This window comes from Streptomyces sp. NPDC041068 (genome assembly GCF_040647455.1).
Taxonomy (GTDB): Bacteria; Actinomycetota; Actinomycetes; order Streptomycetales; family Streptomycetaceae; genus Streptomyces.
In genome coordinates this window covers 69,622-90,799 of sequence record NZ_JBEZCG010000012.1, presented here as the reverse complement: position 1 = coordinate 90,799, position 21,178 = coordinate 69,622, and the positions used below count along the sequence as shown (strand labels likewise).

At 71.1% G+C, this 21,178-nt stretch carries 25 protein-coding genes; 12 read left to right on the top strand and 13 right to left on the bottom strand.

Annotated features, from left to right (window positions below; translation table 11 throughout):
* Positions 1 to 100: 100 nt before the first annotated feature.
* Positions 101 to 745, top strand: a complete 645-nt coding sequence (locus tag AB0B50_RS27065; protein ID WP_362337119.1) for a TetR family transcriptional regulator — start codon at positions 101 to 103, stop codon at positions 743 to 745.
* A 67-nt stretch (positions 746 to 812) separates the two neighbouring features.
* On the opposite strand, the gene def is transcribed toward AB0B50_RS27065, so the two are convergent.
* Positions 813 to 1,352, bottom strand: coding sequence for a peptide deformylase (gene def, locus AB0B50_RS27060; protein WP_362337116.1), 540 nt, complete (start codon positions 1,350 to 1,352; stop codon positions 813 to 815).
* A 141-nt stretch (positions 1,353 to 1,493) separates the two neighbouring features.
* On the opposite strand from def, the gene AB0B50_RS27055 reads away from it, so the two are divergent.
* From AB0B50_RS27055 to AB0B50_RS27035, 5 genes are all read left to right on the top strand, one after another.
* On the top strand, positions 1,494 to 2,732 hold the full coding sequence (locus AB0B50_RS27055) for a MurT ligase domain-containing protein (RefSeq protein WP_362337114.1): 1,239 nt from the start codon (positions 1,494 to 1,496) through the stop codon (positions 2,730 to 2,732).
* Between the two features lie 40 nt (positions 2,733 to 2,772).
* The gene (locus AB0B50_RS27050; protein ID WP_055697248.1) at positions 2,773 to 3,501 is read left to right on the top strand and encodes a glutamine amidotransferase; all 729 of its coding nucleotides are present in this window, start codon (positions 2,773 to 2,775) and stop codon (positions 3,499 to 3,501) included.
* 168 nt (positions 3,502 to 3,669) lie between these two features.
* On the top strand, positions 3,670 to 4,695 hold the full coding sequence (locus AB0B50_RS27045; protein WP_362337111.1) for a 6-phosphofructokinase: 1,026 nt from the start codon (positions 3,670 to 3,672) through the stop codon (positions 4,693 to 4,695).
* 222 nt (positions 4,696 to 4,917) lie between these two features.
* The gene (locus AB0B50_RS27040) at positions 4,918 to 5,868 is read left to right on the top strand and encodes a cytochrome c oxidase assembly protein (protein WP_362337108.1); all 951 of its coding nucleotides are present in this window, start codon (positions 4,918 to 4,920) and stop codon (positions 5,866 to 5,868) included.
* 87 nt (positions 5,869 to 5,955) lie between these two features.
* Positions 5,956 to 6,114 carry a hypothetical protein gene (locus tag AB0B50_RS27035; protein ID WP_362337105.1) on the top strand — a complete coding sequence of 53 codons (159 nt, stop codon included), beginning with the start codon at positions 5,956 to 5,958 and terminating at the stop codon, positions 6,112 to 6,114.
* A 97-nt stretch (positions 6,115 to 6,211) separates the two neighbouring features.
* On the opposite strand, the gene AB0B50_RS27030 is transcribed toward AB0B50_RS27035, so the two are convergent.
* Positions 6,212 to 6,604: an SSI family serine proteinase inhibitor gene (locus tag AB0B50_RS27030; protein ID WP_362337102.1), complete on the bottom strand. Its 393-nt coding sequence runs from the start codon at positions 6,602 to 6,604 to the stop codon at positions 6,212 to 6,214.
* Between the two features lie 190 nt (positions 6,605 to 6,794).
* Here AB0B50_RS27030 and AB0B50_RS27025 point away from each other — a divergent pair, with 190 nt between their 5' ends.
* The gene (locus AB0B50_RS27025) at positions 6,795 to 7,529 is read left to right on the top strand and encodes a lysophospholipid acyltransferase family protein (RefSeq protein ID WP_362337099.1); all 735 of its coding nucleotides are present in this window, start codon (positions 6,795 to 6,797) and stop codon (positions 7,527 to 7,529) included.
* Positions 7,530 to 7,657: 128 nt separating this feature from the next.
* The gene (locus AB0B50_RS27020) at positions 7,658 to 8,698 is read left to right on the top strand and encodes an NAD-dependent epimerase/dehydratase family protein (protein WP_362337774.1); all 1,041 of its coding nucleotides are present in this window, start codon (positions 7,658 to 7,660) and stop codon (positions 8,696 to 8,698) included.
* Positions 8,699 to 8,714: 16 nt separating this feature from the next.
* Here AB0B50_RS27020 and AB0B50_RS27015 read toward each other — a convergent pair whose 3' ends face one another.
* Entirely contained in the window at positions 8,715 to 10,370 is a 1,656-nt protein-coding gene (locus AB0B50_RS27015; protein WP_362337096.1) for an alpha/beta hydrolase, read from the bottom strand.
* Between the two features lie 460 nt (positions 10,371 to 10,830).
* Between AB0B50_RS27015 and AB0B50_RS27010 the strand changes: the two genes are divergently transcribed.
* A complete protein-coding gene (locus AB0B50_RS27010) occupies positions 10,831 to 11,448 on the top strand; it encodes a DinB family protein (protein WP_362337093.1) in 618 nt (205 codons plus the stop codon).
* On the opposite strand, the gene AB0B50_RS27005 is transcribed toward AB0B50_RS27010, so the two are convergent.
* The 8 genes from AB0B50_RS27005 to AB0B50_RS26970 form a co-directional block, all read right to left on the bottom strand.
* Positions 11,405 to 12,046: a hypothetical protein gene (locus AB0B50_RS27005; protein WP_362337090.1), complete on the bottom strand. Its 642-nt coding sequence runs from the start codon at positions 12,044 to 12,046 to the stop codon at positions 11,405 to 11,407. The two genes, AB0B50_RS27010 and AB0B50_RS27005, sit on opposite strands and share 44 nt — an antisense overlap.
* A 53-nt stretch (positions 12,047 to 12,099) precedes the next feature.
* Positions 12,100 to 12,870: an urease accessory protein UreD gene (locus tag AB0B50_RS27000; protein ID WP_362337771.1), complete on the bottom strand. Its 771-nt coding sequence runs from the start codon at positions 12,868 to 12,870 to the stop codon at positions 12,100 to 12,102.
* A 44-nt stretch (positions 12,871 to 12,914) separates the two neighbouring features.
* Positions 12,915 to 13,598 carry an urease accessory protein UreG gene (ureG, locus tag AB0B50_RS26995; protein ID WP_362337087.1) on the bottom strand — a complete coding sequence of 228 codons (684 nt, stop codon included), beginning with the start codon at positions 13,596 to 13,598 and terminating at the stop codon, positions 12,915 to 12,917.
* Positions 13,599 to 13,698: 100 nt separating this feature from the next.
* Positions 13,699 to 14,373: an urease accessory UreF family protein gene (locus tag AB0B50_RS26990; protein ID WP_362337084.1), complete on the bottom strand. Its 675-nt coding sequence runs from the start codon at positions 14,371 to 14,373 to the stop codon at positions 13,699 to 13,701.
* 70 nt (positions 14,374 to 14,443) lie between these two features.
* Entirely contained in the window at positions 14,444 to 16,165 is a 1,722-nt protein-coding gene (locus AB0B50_RS26985; RefSeq protein WP_362337081.1) for an urease subunit alpha, read from the bottom strand.
* Positions 16,158 to 16,469 carry an urease subunit beta gene (locus AB0B50_RS26980; protein ID WP_362337768.1) on the bottom strand — a complete coding sequence of 104 codons (312 nt, stop codon included), beginning with the start codon at positions 16,467 to 16,469 and terminating at the stop codon, positions 16,158 to 16,160. Before AB0B50_RS26980 ends, AB0B50_RS26985 begins: the two co-directional genes overlap by 8 nt.
* A gap of 49 nt (positions 16,470 to 16,518) precedes the next feature.
* On the bottom strand, positions 16,519 to 16,821 hold the full coding sequence (locus tag AB0B50_RS26975) for an urease subunit gamma (RefSeq protein ID WP_362337765.1): 303 nt from the start codon (positions 16,819 to 16,821) through the stop codon (positions 16,519 to 16,521).
* A gap of 230 nt (positions 16,822 to 17,051) precedes the next feature.
* Positions 17,052 to 17,678, bottom strand: coding sequence for a helix-turn-helix domain-containing protein (locus tag AB0B50_RS26970; RefSeq protein WP_362337078.1), 627 nt, complete (start codon positions 17,676 to 17,678; stop codon positions 17,052 to 17,054).
* Positions 17,679 to 17,849: 171 nt separating this feature from the next.
* On the opposite strand from AB0B50_RS26970, the gene AB0B50_RS26965 reads away from it, so the two are divergent.
* On the top strand, positions 17,850 to 18,860 hold the full coding sequence (locus AB0B50_RS26965) for an ABC transporter permease (RefSeq protein ID WP_362337075.1): 1,011 nt from the start codon (positions 17,850 to 17,852) through the stop codon (positions 18,858 to 18,860).
* Positions 18,861 to 18,908: 48 nt separating this feature from the next.
* On the opposite strand, the gene AB0B50_RS26960 is transcribed toward AB0B50_RS26965, so the two are convergent.
* Positions 18,909 to 19,187 carry a type II toxin-antitoxin system Phd/YefM family antitoxin gene (locus AB0B50_RS26960; RefSeq protein WP_362337072.1) on the bottom strand — a complete coding sequence of 93 codons (279 nt, stop codon included), beginning with the start codon at positions 19,185 to 19,187 and terminating at the stop codon, positions 18,909 to 18,911.
* Between the two features lie 38 nt (positions 19,188 to 19,225).
* Between AB0B50_RS26960 and AB0B50_RS26955 the strand changes: the two genes are divergently transcribed.
* Positions 19,226 to 19,660: a hypothetical protein gene (locus AB0B50_RS26955; RefSeq protein WP_362337069.1), complete on the top strand. Its 435-nt coding sequence runs from the start codon at positions 19,226 to 19,228 to the stop codon at positions 19,658 to 19,660.
* A gap of 18 nt (positions 19,661 to 19,678) precedes the next feature.
* On the opposite strand, the gene AB0B50_RS26950 is transcribed toward AB0B50_RS26955, so the two are convergent.
* Entirely contained in the window at positions 19,679 to 20,416 is a 738-nt protein-coding gene (locus AB0B50_RS26950) for a GNAT family N-acetyltransferase (protein WP_362337066.1), read from the bottom strand.
* Positions 20,417 to 20,542: 126 nt separating this feature from the next.
* Between AB0B50_RS26950 and AB0B50_RS26945 the strand changes: the two genes are divergently transcribed.
* Positions 20,543 to 21,178 carry an ATP-dependent Clp protease proteolytic subunit gene (locus AB0B50_RS26945; RefSeq protein WP_362337063.1) on the top strand — a complete coding sequence of 212 codons (636 nt, stop codon included), beginning with the start codon at positions 20,543 to 20,545 and terminating at the stop codon, positions 21,176 to 21,178.

Genomic DNA, 21,178 nt, shown 5'->3' with positions numbered 1-21,178 from the left:
AGTAGTCGATGTCAACTCCCGGCAGCCCGTTCGATGCGCACAGGCCCCCGGGTGTTACGTTGCGCGTGCGTCACCGATTCAGCACGGGCGGGGAGAAACCATGGAGACCACGCAGCGGACCGATCAGCAGCGGTCCGCCGAGCACCGGCGTCGGGAGTTGCTCGAGGCCGCGGACCGGGTGGTCCTCCGCGACGGCCCCGGCGCCTCGATGAACGCCATCGCGGCGGAAGCGGGCATCACCAAGCCGATCCTGTACCGCCACTTCGGCGACAAGGGCGGCCTGTACGCCGCACTCGCCAAGCGGCACACCGACGCGCTGCTCGAAGCCCTGCGCGCCGCCCTGGACGCCCCCGCCGAGCGCAGGGAGCGGGTCGAGGCGACGCTCGACACCTACCTCGCGGCGATCGAGGCACGCCCCCAGGTCTACCGCTTCCTGATGCATCCGTCGGAATCGCCCTCACCCGGCGAGCAGGGCTTCGACGTCGGCCTGCACTCCGCTCCCCTGCTGCGCCGCCTCGGCGAGGAGCTCGCCGAGGTCATCGAGGAGCGCGTCGACCTCGGCCCGGAGAGCGCCGAACTCTCCCGGGTCTGGGGCCACGGCATCGTCGGCATGATGCACGCGGCCGGCGACTGGTGGCTCGGCGAACGGCCGTGCCCGCGCGCGCAGTTGGTGCGCAGCCTGGCCGATCTGCTGTGGGGCAGACTCGCGGCCGCGGGCAACCGCGTCGGCGGCCCCGGCTTCTGACCATCGGGCTTCCCGAAAGGCTCTCAAGACGTCCCAGGAGGGCCTGAGGCGCCCCAGGAGGAGGGCCTCAGGCGTTCCAGGAGGCCTTGGCGGCGGCCCGCAGCACCCTGCGGCGCCGCCAGCCCGTGACGCGGTCGGTGTAGACCCGGCCCTCCAGATGGTCGCACTCGTGCTGGAGGCAGCGCGCGAACCAGCCCGTCCCGTGCACGTCCACCGGCTCGCCGCGCACGTCGACGCCCTCGACCACGGCGTGGTCGAAGCGCGGCGTGCCCGCTTCGAGGCCGGGCAGCGAGAGGCAGCCCTCGGGGCCGCGCACCGTCACGCCGTCCGCCTCGACGAGCCTCGGGTTGACCACGTACCCGAGATGACGGAGGTCCTCGTCGTCCGGGCAGTCGTACACGAACACCCGCTGCCCCACGCCGATCTGGTTCGCGGCGAGGCCCACGCCGTTCGCGGCGTACATCGTCGCGAACATGTCCTCGACCAGGCCCGCCAGTTCGGGCCCGAAGTCGGTGACGTCCTCGCAGGCCGTGTGCAGCACGGGGTCACCGAGCAGGGTCATGGGTCGTACGCGCCCCGAGGCGCCCGGGATAGAGCCGTGTCGCATGGCGGCAAGAGTACGGTCCAGGTGGCGGAGCGGCATCGAGGTGGTGCCGTGATTCGGGCTTGTCAGTGGATCTCGATAGGCTGAGCAGAGAAACGATGCCGGGGGCAGGCGCGGCGCCGTACGCAAGGAGGATCTCGACAGATGTCAGGCAACACGGACCCGCTGTCGCCGCGGGCCAAGCTGGCCGTGACGGCGGGCAAGGCGGCCGCGGCGGTCTCGCGCGCTGCGGGACGAGGCAGCGGATCGGTGATCGGCGGCAAGGTCGCCCTCAAGCTCGATCCCGAGCTGCTCGGACGGCTCGCCACGCACCTGGACGTCGTCCTCGTGTCGGCCACCAACGGCAAGACGACCACCACGCGTCTGATCGCGGAGGCGCTGCGGGCCAGCGGCCCTGTCGTGTCGAACGCCCTCGGTGCGAACATGCCTGCCGGAATCACCTCGGCTCTCGCCGGCGGCTCCGACGCGCGGTTCGGCGTGATCGAGGTCGACGAGAAGTACCTCGCGGGCGTCGCCCGTGACGTCGACCCGAAGGCGATCGCGCTGCTGAACCTCTCGCGCGACCAGCTGGACCGCGCCGCGGAGACCCGCATGCTCGCCGAGAAGTGGCGCGAGGGCCTGGCCGGTTCCAAGGCCGTCGTCATCGCCAACGCCGACGACCCGCTGGTCGTCTGGGCGGCCTCCTCCTCGCCGAACGTGGTGTGGGTGGCCGCGGGCCAGGAGTGGAAGGACGACGCCTGGTCGTGCCCGTCCTGCGGCGGCGTCATGCAGCGCCCCGGGGACGACTGGTTCTGCGGCGAGTGCGGTTTCCGCCGCCCCGCGCCCAGCTGGGTGCTCTCCGGCGACCACGTCCTTGACCCGCACGGCTCGGCCTGGCCGATCCACCTCCAGCTGCCCGGCCGCGCCAACAAAGCCAACGCCGCCTCGTCGGCCGCCGTCGCCGCCGTCTTCGGCGTGCCGCCGCAGGTCGCCCTGGAGCGGATGTACCAGGTGCAGGCCGTCGCCGGGCGCTATGACGTCGTGCAGTTCCAGGGCCGCGATCTGCGTCTGCTCCTCGCGAAGAACCCCGCGGGCTGGCTCGAAACGTTTTCGCTGATCGACCCGCCGCCGACCCCGGTGATCCTTTCCGTGAACGCCCGCGGCGCGGACGGCACGGACACCTCCTGGCTGTGGGACGTGGACTACACCCGCCTCGCCGGCCACCCGATCTTCGTCCTCGGCGACCGCAAGCTGGACCTCGCCGTGCGTCTGGAGGTCGCGGGCCTGGACTTCCGCGTCTGCGAGAGCGTCGACGAAGCGGTGCAGCTCGCCCCGCCGGGACGCATCGAGACGATCGCGAATTACACCGCGTTCCAGGACCTGCGCCGCCGCGTCGGCAACTGACCCCACCGGCCCCTTAAGACCTTTGTAGGGACGAATGAGCATGAGCGACAACAGCCTGCGGCTGGTGTGGGTCTACCCCGACCTGCTGAGCACGTACGGAGACCAGGGCAACGCCCTGGTCGTGGAGCGCCGCGCCCGCCAGCGCGGCCTCCAGGTCGAGCGCTACGACGTGCGCAGCGACCAGCCGGTGCCCACCTCCGGCGACATCTACCTGATCGGCGGCGGCGAGGACCGCCCGCAGCGCCTGGCGGCCGAGCGGCTGCGCCGCGACGGCGGCCTGCAGCGCGCCGTGGGCAACGGCGCGATCGTCTTCTCGGTCTGCGCCGGCTACCAGATCCTCGGCAACGAGTTCATCAACGACCTCGGCCAGCGCGAGCCGGGCCTCGGCCTGCTCGACGTGGTCTCCACGCGCGGCGAGGGCGAGCGGTGCGTCGGAGACGTACTCGCCGACATCGACCCGCAGCTCGGCCTGCCCCAGCTGACCGGCTTCGAGAACCACCAGGGCGTCACGCACGTGGGCCCGTCCGCGCGCCCGTTCGCCCGCGTCCAGCTCGGCCGGGGCAACGGCACGGGCGACGGCACCGAGGGCGCCTACAACGGCACGGTCTTCGGCACGTACATGCACGGCCCCGTCCTCGCCCGCAACCCGCTCATCGCGGACCTGCTGCTCAAGCTGGCCCTCGATGTGAACGCGCTGCCCCCGACGGACGACCGGTGGTACGAGGCCCTGCGCAACGAACGCATCAACGCCGCCCAGCAGCCCGCGTAACACCCCCGTCCGAAGGCCCGCCTGACGCCCCGCCCGCACATGTGAGCGGGGGCGTCCAGCCTTCGGACGCCCGGTGCGGTGCGGCCCCCCGGCGCCTATAGGGTGGCGGGAATCCCACCGGACGACGTGGTCCGGTCATCGGCCCACGTTGCAAAGGTATTCCGGGCTATGCGCATTGGTGTCCTGACCTCCGGCGGCGACTGCCCCGGACTGAACGCCGTCATCCGCTCCGTCGTGCACCGCGCGGTGGCGGACCACGGCGACGAGGTCATCGGCTTCCACGACGGCTGGAAAGGCCTCCTGGAGTGCGACTACCGCAAGCTCGACCTCGACGCGGTGGGCGGCATCCTCGCCCGCGGCGGAACGATTCTCGGCTCCTCGCGCGTGCAGCCCGCGCATCTGCGGGACGGCGTGGAGCGCGCCAAGGGGCACGTCGCCGAGCTCGGCCTCGACGCGATCATCCCGATCGGCGGCGAGGGCACGCTGAAGGCGGCCCGGCTCCTGTCGGACGCGGGTCTCCCCATCGTCGGAGTGCCCAAGACCATCGACAACGACATCGCGGTCACCGACGTCACCTTCGGCTTCGACACCGCCGTCGGCGTCGCGACCGAGGCCCTCGACCGGCTCAAGACCACCGCCGAGTCGCACCAGCGCGTCCTCATCGTCGAGGTCATGGGCCGTCACACGGGCTGGATCGCCCTGCACTCCGGCATGGCGGCGGGCGCGCACGCCATCGTCGTCCCCGAGCGCCCCTTCGACATCGAGGAGCTGGCGCGGAAGGTCGGCGAACGCTTCTCCGCGGGCAAGAAGTTCGCGATCGTCGTGGCCGCCGAGGGCGCCAAGCCCCGCGCGGGCTCCATGGAGTTCGACGAGGGCGGCAAGGACGTCTACGGCCACGAGCGGTTCGCCGGCATCGCCCGCCAGCTCTCCCTCGAACTGGAGCAGCGCCTGGGCAAGGAGGCGCGCCCGGTCATCCTCGGGCACGTCCAGCGCGGCGGCACCCCCACCGCGTACGACCGCGTGCTCGCGACCCGCTTCGGCTGGCACGCCGTCGAGGCCGTGCACCGCGGCGAGTTCGGCAAGATGACCGCGCTGCGCGGCACGGACATCACGATGGTGCCGCTCGCCGAGGCCGTCGAGACGCTGAAGACCGTGCCCGACGAGCGGTACGCCGAAGCGGAGTGCGTCCTGTAGGTCCGGTCCTGTAGCTCTGGTCTGTAGGTCCGGCCCTGTAAGTCCGGTCCTGTAGCTCTGGACTGTAGGACTGGTCTGTAAGTCCGGTCCTGTAAATCCGCCCGCACGGCGGCCAAGTCATCACCTGTTGAACTATCTGCCCCCGGTCGCGTCAGCGGCCGGGGGCAGTTCTACTCTGGTGCCGAACACGTCGCACAATCCGCACGAATCAGGAGCCACTGGATGGATCACAGCGGGCACGGCATGAACATGGATCTGCCGCCGTTCACGCTGGGGCGAGGCCTCGAACTCTCGGCCGACCCCTTCTTCCTCATCAGCTGCCTGGTGGCCCTCACCCTGTACGGGTGGGGCGTGGTGCGGCTCGTGCGGCGCGGTGACAAGTGGCCGGTGGGCCGCACGATCTCCTTCGTGCTCGGCATCCTCACCATCCTCCTGGTGATGTGCACCAAGCTGAACGACTACGGCATGGTCATGTTCAGTGTGCACATGGTGCAGCACATGATCATCAGCATGCTGTCGCCGATCCTGTTGCTGCTCGGCGCGCCGATCACGCTGGCGCTGCGCGCGCTGCCGGTGGCGGCACGCGGCAGCAAGGGTCCGCGCGAGTGGCTGCTCTGGCTGCTGCACAGCCGGTACATGAAGATCATCACGCACCCCGCGTTCACGATCCCGCTCTTCATCGCGAGCCTGTACGCGCTCTACTTCACGCCGCTCTTCGACACCCTGATGGAGTCCAAGGCGGGCCACATCGGGATGATGGTGCACTTCCTCGCCGTCGGCCTGGTCTTCTTCTGGCCGATCATGGGCGTCGACCCGGGGCCGCACCGTCCCGGCTATGTGATGCGGATGCTGGAGCTGTTCGCGGGCATGCCGTTCCACGCGTTCTTCGGCATCGCCCTGATGATGGCGACCCAGCCGATGATCGGCACGTACATGCACCCGCCCGCCTCGCTGGGCATCGATCCCCTCTCCGACCAGGAGGCGGCGGGCGGCATCGCCTGGGCCTTCAGCGAGATCCCGTCCGTGGTGGTCCTGGTGGCCCTGCTCTTCCAGTGGCGCAAGTCCGAGGAGCGCGAGGCCCGGCGCAAGGACCGCGCCGCGGACCGCGACGGCGACAAGGAACTCGAGGAGTACAACGCCTATCTGGCCTCACTGGCCGCACGCGGACGCTAGCGGCAACCGGGTTCCACGGGGGACGATGGTCCTCGGACCGCAGCCGCGGCGCATGTGCGCACAGGGCTGCCGGGAGGAGGCTGAGCGATGCCCGGTTCCACGAAGACCATGGGTGCGTTCACCATCGGAGGCCTCGTCATGGTGACGGCCTACACGGTGACGCTCGGAAGCAACGGCTGGCTGTGGTTCGGCTGGGTCGTGCTCGGCCTGATCACGCTGGCGATGGTGCTGTCGCGCACCACGTAACGGCCCTGTCGCGCACCACGTAGGTGCCCTGTCGCGCACCACGTGAGTGCCGTGCCGCGCGACAGTCGTGCGGAGACATCGGCAGGGATACGCCGACTCAGAACCGGAAGACATAGCCGGTGTCCGCGTCCATCACGCACGCGTTCGGGTACGTCTTGTGCCAGCCGATCATCCGGCCCCGGTACGTTCCCGTAGCGCTCACCGTGACCGGGTCGAACTCCTTGGTGCAGGCGTGCGGGTCGTCGGGCAGCTCGTCGAGGTCCGCCTTCGCCAGAGCGATCGCCTCGCAGGCCTTGGCCGCCTGCGGATGGGGCCCCGACGGCTCGGGCACGCAGCGCAGCAGCACGCCGCGGATCCAGGTGTTGTCCGCTCCCGAGACCGTGAGGAAGAGCCCGCGCTGCGGGGGCGGGATCTCCGCGGTCGCCTGCGCGGCGGGGGCTCCGGCGGCGAGCGCGAGCAGGGCGGCGGCTGTGACGGTGAGCGGGCGCATCGGTGACCTCCGGGAACGGACGGTGACGTCGGGGAGAGGCCAGAGCACCCTCCGTCCGTGCCGGGCGTCGAGCCGCCGCGCCGGTGGATCCCTCGCGCGGGCGCGCGCAAGGGCCCGAACGGGCTCTCGCGTCCGCGCCGTCGATTGGCTACTGTGCGTCGGCACCGGGACCAGGGGGAAGGCTGCCGCCATGTTCTACCTACTGCTCAAGCACGTGATCCTCGGCCCGCTGCTCCGGCTGATGTTCCGGCCCAGAATCGAGGGCCTGGAGCATGTGCCGGAGAACGGCGCCGCGATCGTCGCGGGCAATCACCTGTCGTTCTCCGACCACTTCCTGATGCCCGCGATCATCAAACGCCGCATCACGTTCCTCGCGAAGGCGGAGTACTTCACGGGGCCCGGCATCAAGGGCCGTCTGACCGCCGCGTTCTTCCGCAGTGCCGGGCAGATCCCCGTGGACCGCTCCGGCAAGGAGGCGGGCCAGGCGGCGATCCGCGAGGGCCTCGGCGTGCTGCGCAAGGGCGAGCTCCTCGGCATCTACCCGGAGGGCACCCGCTCGCACGACGGCCGGCTGTACAAGGGCAAGGTCGGCGTCGCCGCGATGGCGCTCAAGGCCCAGGTCCCGGTGGTCCCGTGCGCGATGATCGGCACGTTCGAGGCGCAGCCGCCCGGCCAGAAGGTCCCCAAGTTCAAGCGCGTGACGATCCGCTTCGGCGAGCCCCTCGACTTCTCCCGCTACGTCGGCATGGACAACGAGAAGGCGGTCCTGCGGGCCGTCACGGACGAGATCATGTACGCGATCCTCGGGCTCTCCGGACAGGAGTACGTCGACAAGTACGCGGCCGTCGTGAAGGCGGAGGAGGCCGAGCGGGCGGCGGCGGGCCTCAAGGAGCCGCGGAAGTTCCCGAGGATGCCGCTGAGCTGAGGCTGTCCGCTGAGCTGGGCTGAGGCTGTCCCCGACCTGAGGACGCCCCTGGGCCGACGCCTCTGCTGTCAGCAGATCCCGCACCCCGGACGCCCCCGGGGACGTACGGTCCGATCATGAAGAACGCGATGGTGATCGGCGCGACGGGACAGACAGGGCGCGTGACGGTACGGGCACTCGCCGAGGACGGCTGGGCGGTGACGGCGGCGTCGCGAGGCGCGGGCCGCGACGCCGGGTGGCCCGAGGACGTACGGACGCTACGTCTCGACCGGGAGGACGACGCGGCACTCGCCGAGGCGCTGGACGACGGCGTGGACCTCGTGGTCGACACGGTGGCCTTCACGCCGGAGCACGCCCGGCAGTACGCGCGCCTCGCCGACCGGATCGGGTCGGCCGTGGTCCTCTCCAGCGGCGCCATCTACGAGGACGAGCAGGGCCGCAGCTTCGACACCCAGGACGACCCCGACGGCTTCCCCGAATACCCCGTGCCGATCCCGGAGACCCAGCGCACGGTGGCGCCCGGCGAGGCGACGTACGGCACCCGCAAGGTCGCGCTGGAGAACGAACTGCTCGCGCTCGGCGAGCGGCTGCCGGTGACGATGCTGCGGGCCGGTGCGATCCACGGACCGCACTGCCGCACGCCCCGCGAGATCTACTTCGTGAAACGGAACCTGGACGGGCGGCACACGCGCGTGCTGACCCACGGCGGCCGGAGCCGGTTCCATCCGATCAGCGTCCACAACATCGCGGAGCTGGTACGGCTGGCCGCCGCGCGGCCCGGCTCCCGGGTGCTGAACGCGGGTGACCCCGAGGCCCCCACGGTCGCTCAGATCGGGGCGGCGATCGACGCGGTGATGGACGTTCCGAGCGGGACGGTCGAGACGGTGACGGTTCCGGGAGACGCCCCCGCCCCGAACGTCGGCGTCACGCCCTGGTCGGCGGACCACCCCGTGGTCTACGACATGTCGGCCGCGGAGCGGGAGTTGGGCTACCGCGCGGTGACGACGTACGCCGACAGCCTGCAGGAGACTGTCGGCTGGCTCGTCGAACGGCTGCGGGGCAGCGACTGGCGCGAGGCGTTCCCGAAGATGGCCGCGAACTACGGTCCGAGCGTCGACCTCTTCGACTACGCGGCGGAGGACGGCTGGCTGGCGGGGCGGGAGTCCTGAGGCCCGGTATGGCTCCTTACGGCTTCGGGGCGGCGTGCGGCTCGCACGTCACGTCCGAGGCGTCCAGCCTGCCGGTCAACAGGTAGCTGTCGACACGGTCGTTGAGGCACGGGTTGGGGATGTTGGTGATGCCGTGCGAGCCGGCGTCCCTCTCCGTGATCAGGCGGGAGCCCTTGAGGCGCTTGTGCAGTTCGACGGCGCCCGGGTACGGGGTGGCCGCGTCGCGGGTGGACTGGACGATCAGCGTCTTCGGCAGACCCTTGCGGGTGTGGATCTCCAGCGGGCGCTGCTGCTTGCTCGACCAGGTCGCGCAGGGCAGGTTCATCCAGGCGTTGCCCCAGGTGAAGAAGGGGTACTTCGCGTGGAGGCGGGTGTTGTCGCGGTCCCACTTCTTCCAGCTGCGGGGCCACTTGGCGTCCGCGCACTCGACGGCCGTGTAGGCGGCGTTGCTGTTCTCCTGGGCGATGTTGCCCGCGGTGTCGGCCATGTCGGGGCTCGCGGCAGCGACGAGGGGCTTGGGGTCGCCGGCCACGTACTTGCTCCAGTTCGTGGCGATCTCGACCCAGTAGGAGTCGTAGTAGGGGGCGTTCTGGAAGTAGGAGTGCAGTTCGGCCGGGCCGACGACGCCGTCGAGGGGCTGCTTCTTCGCGGTGGCCCGCAGCTTGTCCCACTGGGCGCGGACCTTGTCGTAGGTGTCGCCGAGGTGGAAGGCGGCGTCGTTCCTCGCGACCCACGTCATCCAGTCGACGAGGCGCTTCTCGAAGGCCACGTCCTGGTCGAGGTTGATCTCGTACCAGATCTTGTCCGTACGGGGGTTGATCACGGAGTCGAAGACCATGCGGCGTACGTGGGTCGGGAAGAGGGTGCCGTAGACGGCGCCGAGGTAGGTGCCGTAGGAGACCCCGAGGAAGTTCAGCTTCTTCTCGCCCAGCGCGGCACGGATGACATCGAGGTCGCGGGCGGTGTCGAGCGTCGTCAAGTGCGGGAGCAGATCGCCGCTGCGCTCCTGGCAGCCGTCGGCGTACTCGGCGGCGAGCTTGCGCTGGACGCGCTTGTCGGCCTCGCTGTCGGGGACCGGGTCGAGCTTGGGCGCCTTGACGAACTCCTGCGGGTCCACGCAGGAGACAGGGGCCGAGCGGCCGACGCCGCGCGGGTCGAAGCCGACGAAGTCGTAGGCCTTGGCGGTCTTTTCCCACAGCTTGTTCTTGGTGACGACGCGCCGCGGGAAGCGGAGCCCGGAGGCGCCGGGGCCGCCGGGGTTGTAGAGGAGGGCGCCTTGCCGCTCGTCCTTGGTGCCGGTGCTGCTGATGCGGTCAACAGCAATCTTGATCTTCCTGCCGTCCGGCTTGGTGTAGTCGAGGGGGACGGTGACCCATCCGCACTGGATGGGCTTCTCAAGGCCCCAATCGGCGGGGCAGTCCCGCCACTCGACACCGGCTTTCGCGGCACGCCGAACGGCGAGGGCGAGGCCACGGGCTTCGCGGTCCTTGCCGTAGGAGGCTGCGGAGACGCTGTTCACGACGGCTTCGGCACCGCCTTCGGCACCGGCGCTGGCGGACGGGGCCGCGACGGCACCGGCTATCAACGTGGCCGCGACAAGAGCGCCCGCGGCCCCGAGCCCCGCCGTCCGTCTGGTCCCTGGCGTCCTTCTCAATTGAGGCCTCCCGCACATCGATTCGAGCAGATTCGATCAGTACGGGGGATCCTTGCGCCTGCAGGGTCCCTGACAACAGGCACGACAGGCGTTCTTTGCCGATCCTATAAACGGTGTCGCCTGAACCGCTCAACGGTCGGGAATGGCGAGTGGCCCCTCTGGGAGACCCGACTACTGACCACTGACTGCTGACTGCTGACTGCTGACTGCGGGTCGACGCAGTCAGAGACCTGATCACGCCTCGCGGTACAGACCGGGGGCGCCGTGTCGAAGAGGCCTCCGGCTGCGGGCCGACATCCATCGGCTCTTCGAGAGCGGTCTCCTGACACCGCACGGGGCCCGCTCCACCTGCCCGCAGAGCCCGTGGTGGATCGGGACGTCGTCAAGGAGCATCACGCGACCACCACGGCCACCTGGTAACCCGGTGGCCAGGTAAGCCTGTTGAGCCCTTCAGTCGTGCATGGCAGGCTCGGGCAGCATGGTCGATGAATTTGCCAAAGAGTATCTGCACAACGATCTGCGAAGAGTTCGCGAGGCGGTGCTCTGGAAGCTCGATGGGGTCGGGGAGTACGACATCCGGCGGCCCCTTACCTCGACCGGCACCAACCTACTTGGGCTCGTCAAGCACTTGGCTCTGTGGGAGTCCCGGTACTTCGGCCACGTCTTCGGGCGGCCGTTTCCCGAGCCCTTGCCCCGGTGGGACGACGCCGGGCAGGGCAGTGTCGAGATGTGGGCCGCCGAGGACGAGACGCGCGAGGAGATCGTCGGGCGCTACCGTCGCGTGTGGGCGCACTCGGACGCGACGATCAGCGCCCTCGCCATCGACTCCCCCGGCCACGTGCCCTGGTGGCCGCGCCCCGACGTGAAGCTGTTCAACGTCCTCGTGCACGTGCTCACCGAGACCAACCGGCACGCCGGGCACGCCGACATCCTGCGCGAGCAGCTCGATGCCTCCACAGGGACGAGCGCCGAATACGCGGCTGAGCAGCACGACGCGGCCTTCTGGGCAGCCCGGCGTGCGGAGATCGAGCGTGCCGCCAAGGCCGCGGCCGTCATCGGGACCGGTCGCGGTGGCTCCGCCGGAGCCACCGCCTAGACCGTGGTTCCGGTCGGCTTCCATCGCGCTGGAGTGCCGCCGAGGCCTCGCATGCGAAGGCGAGGCTGTGCGCGGTCGCGCTGTGATGGGCCTCGAAGGCTCGCTTCTCGTACTCGTCCCAGTCGCTCCAGCCGTCCTGAACCGCCACCGTCCAGCGCTTGGTGTGCTCCAGTTCCTGGCGAAGCGCCTCCACCAGCGCTGTCGCCGCTGCCTGCGTGGCCTCGGGGCCCTGGATCGCCACGGCCGCGTGGACGCGGGGGATTCCCGCGAGCTTCTCTTCGGCCGCGCTCACCGCGGCCACCGCGCGCTCCTGCAGCACGTCCGCCACTGCCATCTGGTCTCCGGGGACCGGGGCTTCGTCGTCGAACATCTGGCTGAGGCTCGACCGGGCCTCACCCAGGTGTGCGCGGGTGGTCTCGGTGCATTCGAAGAGGTCCCTGTAGCTGCTGCGCCTGTGTTCGTCCACGATGCGGTCGCCCTCGGCGCGCAGCTGCAGCCGCGTCTGTGAACGTCCCAGGGCTCCACTGATCAGTGCCGTTGCGCTCGCCCCTATCGCCCCGACCGCGGCACCCAGCACCGCCGCGAGCCCTGCGTCCACCGGCCCCTCCACCTACGCGACCACGATCGCGAGATCGTAGCGTCGAGAGCTTCTCAGCCCAGGTGGCTCCAAGCCTCGTCCAGCACTCGGCGTACTTGCAGTGCGTCCGGCGCCACCGCCGTGACCATGACCGCCGGGCCCGCCAAGGGGGTCAGTGCCGCCCACTCCCCCAGCGGCTTCGGCTGCGGCTTGTCGTGTGCGAACTCCGGGCGTACCACGATCAGTTGACCTACCGCGCGACAGCCGGACAGCACCGCCGGTCCGTCCCAGCCGCCCGGTGCTCCGGGGCCGCAGGACAGTTCCTGGTCCAGGAGGGGGACTCCCGCTCGGCGCACCACCAGCCGGCTCGTGAGGCGCCCCGGGGGCTCGCCCGTGCGGCCCAGCGCCTGTTCCTCGCGCAGGACCAGGCGTGCGCCCTCGGACACCTCGGCGCGTGTCGTGACCCGCAGGTCGCTGTCGCGTACGGAGATCAACTGCTCTGGCAGCCAGTGCAGTTCGGCGCCGTCCGCCACCGTGATACGCACGTCGTAGCGTGCCGTCGCCTCACTCTGGCCCGGCAGCGCCATGGTGGCCGCCGCCGAGCCGATGTGCAGCCGCGCCCCCTCGTGGGCCGCGGCCTCGACGGTGAGGTGGTCGCCGCCGAGGGGTCCGCTCATCGCGCCGACAAGCGTGACCCGTGCCGTGGCACCGGTGGAGCGGGTGCGGCGCAGGGCCAGCGGACCCTCGCCGTCGAGCACGGGCAGGGCGGTGCCGCCCCGCCCGTCGGCACGCGCCTCGACGCGAGCCGTGGCGCGAATGCCCGCGCCACCGCACGGCGTTCGCAGGCTCGCGCCCGTTGCTGCGTCGCCCCGCGGGGCGAGGTCCACCGTCACGCCGACACGGTCCACGCGGCGTACTGCTCGCGCACCCACGCGGCGACCGGGCCCACGCCCTCCTCGGACCTCAACGACTGGAAGACGACGGGGAGTTCGGCGCGTGACGCCTTCGCGTCGGCCGCCATCCGGGCGAGGTCGGAGCCGACGTACTGAGCGAGGTCGGTCTTGTTCACGACGAGGAGGTCCGCGGTGGTGACACCGGGGCCGCCCTTGCGCGGGATGTCGTCGCCGCCCGCGACGTCGATGACGAAGATCTGCGCGTCGACGAGGCCCTTGGAGAAGGTGGCCGTGAGGTTGTCGCCGCCGGACTCCACGAGGATCAGGTCGAGCGGCCCGACCTCGTCCTCCAGGTCCTCGACGGCCTCCAGGTTGGCGGAGATGTCGTCGCGGATCGCGGTGTGCGGGCAGGCGCCGGTCTCCACGGCAGTGATGCGCTCGGGCGGCAGGACTGCCTCGCGCAGCAGGAAGTCGGCGTCCTCGCGGGTGTAGATGTCGTTCGTGACGACCGCGAGGGAGAGCTCGTCGCGCAGCGCGCGGCACAGCGCGGCGACCGTCGCGGTCTTGCCGGAACCGACGGGTCCGCCGAGCCCGATGCGTACCGCGCGGCGGGTTCCGTCGGGGCGGTGGGCGTCGGCGGAGACGGCGGCGGGGCCGTCGTGGGAGTGGCCGAGGTGCATGGTGCTGCTCCTTCGCGGTGGTAGTGCAAGTTGTGCGTGGTGTGTGTGGGGGCGCCCTAGGGCCGGAGGTTCCCCCGGCCGCCGGTGGGACAGTGCGCGGCTACGACGCGAAAAGCCGTACCGGCCAAGCCGCATGCGCCTCCGCGCTGATCTCGAGCAGGGGCGCCGAGGCCGCCGGCAGCGCGTCGACGCCCTCCTCGGCGACGCGTCTCGCCGCGTCGGCCGCCTGGAGTGCCACGCGGTCGAGGTCCGGGGCGACCCTGCCGAGGACCGCCGTGGCGTCGAAGGGGTCGAGGCTCAGCAGCCGCACCGTGGCGGTCGCCGGGCCACTGACCGTTTCGTACGCCGAGCAGTACGCGGCGTCCTCGGGCCCGAGCCCGGCGGCGCGCGCGGTGAGTCCGAGGACGACGGGCTGATGCGCTCCCTTGGGGAACTGCCCTGCCAGAGCGTCGAGTTCGGGATTCGGCCAGGTGGCGCGGGCCGCCCGCATCATCTGCCTGCCCAGGCGTCGCGCCGCGGTGCGCAGCGCGGCCGAGGGCGTGCGGGCGTCGGCCGCCGCGTCCAGGGCGACCGGATCGACGCCGAGGGCGGCGGCCGCCGCCAGGGCGGCCGACACGAGACCGGAGGTGTGCAGCCGTCCCCGGCAGAAGGCCTCCAGGCTCGCGGCGCCGGTGACGCGACCGGCCTTGACGGCCGCTTCGGCCCCGCCGGAGTGGGCGTGCCCGCCGGCGGGGAAGCGGCCGTCGGCCAGGACGAGGAGTGCTGCTCGTGACATGTGATCGTCGCCAGGTTGGTCGGGACCGCCGGAGACCGACGGAATCGGAAGCCGACGGAATCGGAAGCCGTCAGAAGAGGAAGTACCGCTGCGCGAGCGGCAGTTCCGCGGCGGGCGACGGTTCGACGAGCTCGCCGTCGATGGTCACGGCGAAGCTGTCGGGGGCGACCTCGACCCGGGGCAGCGCGTCGTTCTCGTACATGTCGGCCTTGGTGCGGCCACGCGTCGAGCGGATCGCGGTGAACTGCTTGTCCAGGCCCAGGCGTTCAGGAAGCCCGTCGTCCAGCGCCGACTGCGTCACGAAGTTGACCGAGTTGAGCGCCGGGGCCCTGCCGTGCGCCCCGTACATGCGGCGCGGCAGGATCGGCTGCGGGGTCGGGATGGACGCGTTGGCGTCGCCCATCTGCGCGTACGCGATCTGTCCGCCCTTGAGGACGACCTGCGGCTTGACGCCGAAGAACGCCGGTTCCCAGAGGACCAGGTCGGCGAGTTTGCCGGTCTCCACCGAGCCGATCTCGTGGTCGATGCCCTGGGCGACGGCCGCGTTGATCGTGTACTTGGCGACATAGCGACGCGCGCGGTGGTTGTCGGCGCGGGTGTCCCCCGGCAGGAAGCCCCGGCGCCGCTTCATCACGTGCGCGGTCTGCCACGTACGCATGATGACCTCGCCGATGCGGCCCATGGCCTGGGAGTCCGAGGACATGATCGAGATGGCGCCGATGTCGTGGAGGATGTCCTCGGCCCCGATGGTGGTGGGCCGGATGCGGGACTCCGCGAACGCGAGGTCCTCGGGCACGGCCGGGTTGAGGTGGTGACAGACCATCAGCATGTCGAGGTGTTCCTCGACGGTGTTGACGGTGTGCGGCCGGGTCGGGTTGGTGGAGCTCGGCAGCATGTTGGGCAGCGAGACGGCCGTGATCATGTCGGGGGCGTGACCGCCGCCCGCGCCCTCGACGTGGAAGGCGTGCAGGGTACGGCCCGCGACCGCGTCGAAGGTGGCCCGGACGAAGCCCGCCTCGTTCAACGTGTCGGTGTGGACGGCCAGTTGGGCACCCGTCTCCTCGCACACGTTCAGGCAGGCGTCGATCGTGGCGGGCGTCGCGCCCCAGTCCTCGTGGATCTTGAAGCTGACGGCACCGGCGCGGAGCTGGTCGTGCATCGACTCGGCGGAGACGGTGTTGCCCTTGCCCAGGAAGCCGATGTTGACCGGGCTGGACTCCAGCGCCGCGAACATCCGCGCCAGGTGCCAGGCGCCCGGGGTGATGGTCGTCGCCTTGCTGCCCTCGGCGGGCCCGGTGCCACCGCCGAAGAGCGTGGTGACGCCGGAGGCGAGGGCCTCGTCGACGATGGTCGGCGAGATGAAGTGGATGTGGGTGTCGATGCCGCCCGCGGTGAGGATCTTTCCGTTGCCCGCGATGACCTCGGTCTCGGGGCCGATGACGAGGTCGGGGTCGACACCGTCCATCGTGTCCGGGTTGCCGGACTTCCCCACACCGGTGATGCGGCCGTCGCGGATGCCGACGTCCGCCTTGACGATCCCCCAGTGGTCGATGATCACCGCGCCGGTGATGACGGTGTCCGGGGCGCCCTCGGCGCGGGTGGTGCGGGACTGCCCCATCGACTCGCGGATGACCTTGCCGCCGCCGAACACCGACTCGTCGCCGGAGCGTCCGGGGCCGCCCGCGCGGTCCTCCTCGATCTCGATCAGCAGGTCGGTGTCGGCGAGGCGGATCCGGTCACCGGTGGTGGGGCCGAACAGATCGGCGTACGCGGCACGGGACAGCTCAGGCATCGAGGGCACCTCCGACCAGACCGCGGAGTCCGGGCACGATGCGCTTGCCGGCCAGCGGAACGAGTTCGACGTCGACGGGGATTCCGGGCTCGAAGCGCACGGCGGTTCCCGCGGCGATGTTGAGCCGCTTCCCGTGCGCGGCGTCGCGGTCGAAGTCCAGACCCGGGTTGGCCTCGGCGAAGTGGTAGTGGGAGCCGACCTGGACGGGCCGGTCGGCGGCGTTGAGGACGGTGAGGCGGGTGACCTCGCGGCCCTCGTTGAAGGGGACGGGCCCGTCCGCGAAGAGGATCTCTCCGGGGATCATCCCCGGACCCGTGCCGTGCGTTGCGGCATGCATGAGGCGCGAACTCCCGTCAGACGATCGGCTCGTGGACGGTGACGAGCTTCGTGCCGTCCGGGAAGGTGGCCTCGACCTGGACGTCGTGGATCATCTCGGGGATGCCCTCCATGACGTCGTCACGGGTGAGCACCCGCCGTCCCGACGACATGAGTTCGGCGACGGTGCGGCCGTCGCGGGCGCCTTCGAGGATGTGGGAGGTGATGAGGGCGATCGCCTCGGGGTGGTTGAGCAGCAGTCCCCGCGCCCTTCGCTTCTCGGCCACATCCGCGGCCACATGGATGAGCAGTCTCTCCTGCTCGTGCGGGGTCAGTTGCACGCGTCCCACCTCACAGTCCTCGCTCCGAACCGTGCGGGGTCCGGCTGCCGCGGCCACCGCGACGGATATAGATGTAACACACAGCGAATGCGCGCGATCTTGCGCACCCCGGTTACGAAATCCGCTGGTGGCGTGCCACGGGAGGGTAGTTGGGAGGAGTTTCAACGAGGTTAACCAGTAGTTGACCGGCCCATGACTATCGCCTGGGACGCGCCATACCCAACCGTCGGTCAGCCTTCGGCCGGCCGCCCCATGCTCATCAACGCCCGAAGCCCGTCCCGCAGCGCCTCGATGGGCACTTCGTCGAACAGGGCGTACTGCGCGGCGAACCCCTGGACCATGGCGATCATGGTCCGCGCGACATGGTCGGCGGGGATGTCGGCGCGCATCACGCCCGCCTCCTGATACCCCTCGACGATCGCCATCCAGGAGCCGCGCACCTTGGCGTAGACGTCGCCGATGAGCGCGGAGAGCTCCTCGTCGCGGAGGGTCTCCGTCCACACCTGGATCATCAGCCGGGGGAAGGATGACCTGGCGCCCTCCCGCATCCCGGGCCGCAGATCGAGGACCTCCGCGAGCACCCGGACCACCAGGACGTCCGGCGGAGGCGGCGGGCTCTGCCGCGCGGCCGACTCGAAGATCTCACCGATGTCGGCGAGCACCTCGGAGACGATGGCGGTGATCAGCTCGTCCTTGCCGCGGAAGTAGCGGTACACCGCGCCCGCCGAGAGGCCCACCTCCTTGAGGACGTCCTGCATCGACGTGGCATGGAAGCCGTTGCGCGCGAAGCAGAGCGCTGCCCCGTCGAGGATCTGCCGACGGCGTGCGTCGAGGTGTTCTTGGGATACGCGGGCCATGCCCTCAACGTAAAACGAACATTCATTCTTGACAAGGTGGCCGAGCGGCAGGACAGTGAGCCCACCCCGTAAAACGAACGATCCTTCTCTTTGGGTCGCGGACGCGGACCACTGCCCTCCGCCCTCCACTCCCCGCTGACCACCCCCCTCTCCCGCTGGAGGAAGAACCTCATGTCCACACCGCCCGTCGGCGCGCCTCCGCAGGGCCCTCGCATGGTGATGGTGGCCGTCATGGTCCCCCTGCTCGTGACCCTCGCGCTCTGGGCCTTCGCCTGGCCCGCGGCCCGCACCGCACCCCGCGACCTGCCCCTCGGCGTCGCGGGACCGACCGCGGCCGCGGGGTCGATGGCCCGGCAACTGGAGCGGCGCGAGGGCGCGTTCGAGATACATCGTTACGCCGACGAGGCCGAGGCAAGGGCCGCCATCGAGGACCGGACCGTGTACGGCGCGGTCGTCGTCGCCCCCCAGGGACCCAAGCTGCTCACCGCCACGGCGGCGAGCCCGGTCGTCGCCCAGCTGCTGCGACAGGCCGTGCACGAGCAGGGCCCCGAGTCGGACCCGGTACCGGTGGTCGACGTGGTGCCCGCACCGGCGGCCGACCCCAGGGGCTCAGCGCTGGGGTCGAGCGTGCTGCCGCTGGCCATCGCCGGGGTCGCGGCCGGTGCGCTCGTCACGGTGCGCGGGCTGCGCGGCGTGCGCGCGGTGGCCACGCTGATCGTCACCGCCGCACTCGTGGGCACCGTCGCGGCCGCGCTCACGCACAGCTGGTTGGGTGTCCTGACCGGCAACTGGTGGGCGGAAGCAGGGGCGTTGAGCCTCGCCACACTCGCCGTGGGCGGCACCGTGGCCGGGCTCGCGGCCCTGCTCGGCCCGGCGGGCATCGCCGTGGGCGCCCTGCTGATGGTGCTGCTCGGCAACCCCTTCTCCGGCGTGACCTCCGCGCCGCGGCTGCTGCCCGAACCGGTGGGATTCATCGGTCAGTTGCTGCCGCCGGGAGCCGGGGGCTCACTGCTGCGCTCGGTGTCCTTCTTCGACGGCGCGGCCGCCGCGGGGCCTGCCCTCACCCTCGGCGCATGGGCCGCGCTCGGGCTCACCGCGGTACTGCTCGGCACGCTGCGCGGGCGACGCACACCCGTCACGCCGGATCCCGCGGACCGGCCGCAGGCGGCGCCGGTCGGCTGAGCCGCGCGGGCCCGCGCGTCAGCCGCGGCGAAGGCAACTCCCCCTCCGCTACGTCGCGTTGGGACCCCGGTGCTCCGCCGCGATGCCGAACCGCTGTGGCTCCGAGGGCGCGGACGTCGCGGAGCCGATCGTCGTGACGGTGCTGACCGTCTGCTCCTCCGATGCGTCCGAGAGCGCTTCGAGGCGCTCCAGGTCGGCGGCGGAGACGAGCGCCACGAGCGGCTTGCCGTGGCGGGTGACCACGACCCGCTCGCCGCCGTAGACGACGCGGTTGATCAGCTCCGCGAGCTCTGCGCGGGCTTGCGTCACCGGAATCTCGTAGGCCATGCACCCAGCTTAGACGCCGCTCTTCACAGGCTGCGGGCATGAGCGATCTCCACGAGCTGCAGCTGGCCCTCGACCTGCCCCACGATCTGCCCGCCGACGACCTCTCCCTCATCAGGTGGCACCTGGGCGAGGAGGCGGGCACGCGGCACGCCGAAGGCGAGGAGTGTCCGCTGCTCTCGGCCAGGGGACCGGCGGCGCGGATCGGGGGCGTACTGATCGGTGAACTGCAGCGGGGCGAGCGGGGCTGGTCCCTCACCGTCCGCCAGGAGGTGCACCCCGACGAGTTCGACGCCCTGCGCTCCCTCGTCGCGTGGCTCGCGGCCCGGACGACGACGGTCGGCACCGTCGGTCACCTGCGCTTCCTGGAGGACCACGTGCCCGACGTCCTGGTCGTGGAGTCCGGCTCGGCACGCCGGTTGCGTACGCGCGCGGAGGCCACGGAGAGCGACCTCCTGCCCGGCCCCTGGGCCTGACGCCCGTGACGTGACCGCTCAGCGCACCGTCCAGATCCAGCCGAGCGGGGCGAGACCGAGGGCGCGGGCCACCGAGCGGGAGGCCCGGTTGGCGGCCGTGGTGCTGTAGAAGAGCACCTCTTTGTCGCGACGCACGCGGTGGGACCAGGCGGCGGCCGCGGCCGGGGCGAGGCCGCGGCCGCGGAAGTCCGGGCGGGTCCAGATGCCGGCCTCCGCCGCGCGGGCGTTCGCGGCGGGGGTGTGGCAGATCGACACGGGCGCGCCGTCGTGCACGGCCATCGCCCACTCCCCCGCCGCCCCGGAGATCAGCTCCGCCCACTCGCCGGGCTGCCAGTTGTCGGGACGGGTCAACTGCCGTGCCGCGTCCCGCCCTTGGTCGTCCGAGAGCAGGAGGGGCAGGGGTGCGGCGGGGGCCGCGGCGAGCGGGTCCGGGAAGGTGAAGCAGGGGCCGCCCTCGACGGCGGCCGGTTCACCGGCCGCCGTCAGAGCGGAGGCCAGCCGCACGAGGACACCCGGGGGCTCGCCCGGCGCGTACGGCTCCCCGTCGACTCCGAAGCCGCCACCGTCGCTCGGCGGGGCGACGCCCTCCCCCAGCGCCAGCACCCGCGCTCGCGGCGACCAGGCAAGGACCGCCTGCACCGCCGGATCGGTCACCGTCGGCAGCCCGCCCTTCGCCACCGGCCCGAGGCCGTGGATGACCTCCACTTCGAGGGCGAGCAGCGCCCGTTCGTCCCGTTCCACCACGTCTCGCCCCATGACCCGAAGAGGTTACGCGGATCACGTACCGCCCGACACCACATTTCCTCGCCCCACGGAACGTACGTCCTGTACATTTTTTACAGAGACCGGACCGCCCCGCGACCGGAAGACGAAAGGCGTGCCATGAATCGTCCGTCCGCCCGTTACGTCCTGCCCGAGTTCACCGAACGCACCAGCTCGGGGACGAGGACCCTGGATCCGTACTCCAAGCTCCTCGAAGAGCGGATCGTCTTCCTCGGCACCCCCATCGACAACACCTCGGCGAACGACGTGATGGCCCAGTTCATGCACCTGGAGCACCTCGCGCCGGACCGCGACATCTCGCTCTACATCAACTCCCCCGGCGGCTCGTTCACCGCGATGACCGCGATCTACGACACGATGCGGTTCGTCACCTGCGACGTGGAGACGACCTGCCTCGGCCAGGCCGCGTCCACCGCCGCCGTGCTGCTCGCCGCCGGCACCCCCGGCAAGCGGTTCGCGCTGCCCGGCGCGCGTGTGCTGATCCATCAGCCCTCCGTCACCGAGCCGTTCCAGGGCCAGGCCAGCGACCTCGCGATCCAGGCCGACGAGATGCTGCGCAGCCGCCGGATGCTGGAGGAGATGCTCGTCAGGCACACGGGGCAGAGCCCCGAGCGGATCACCGCGGACATCGAGCGGGACAAGATCCTCGACGCGCAGGCGGCCCTGGAGTACGGACTCGTGGACCGGATCATCCCGAACCGCAAGACCTCGCTCGCCGCGCGCGACCCGAGGTGA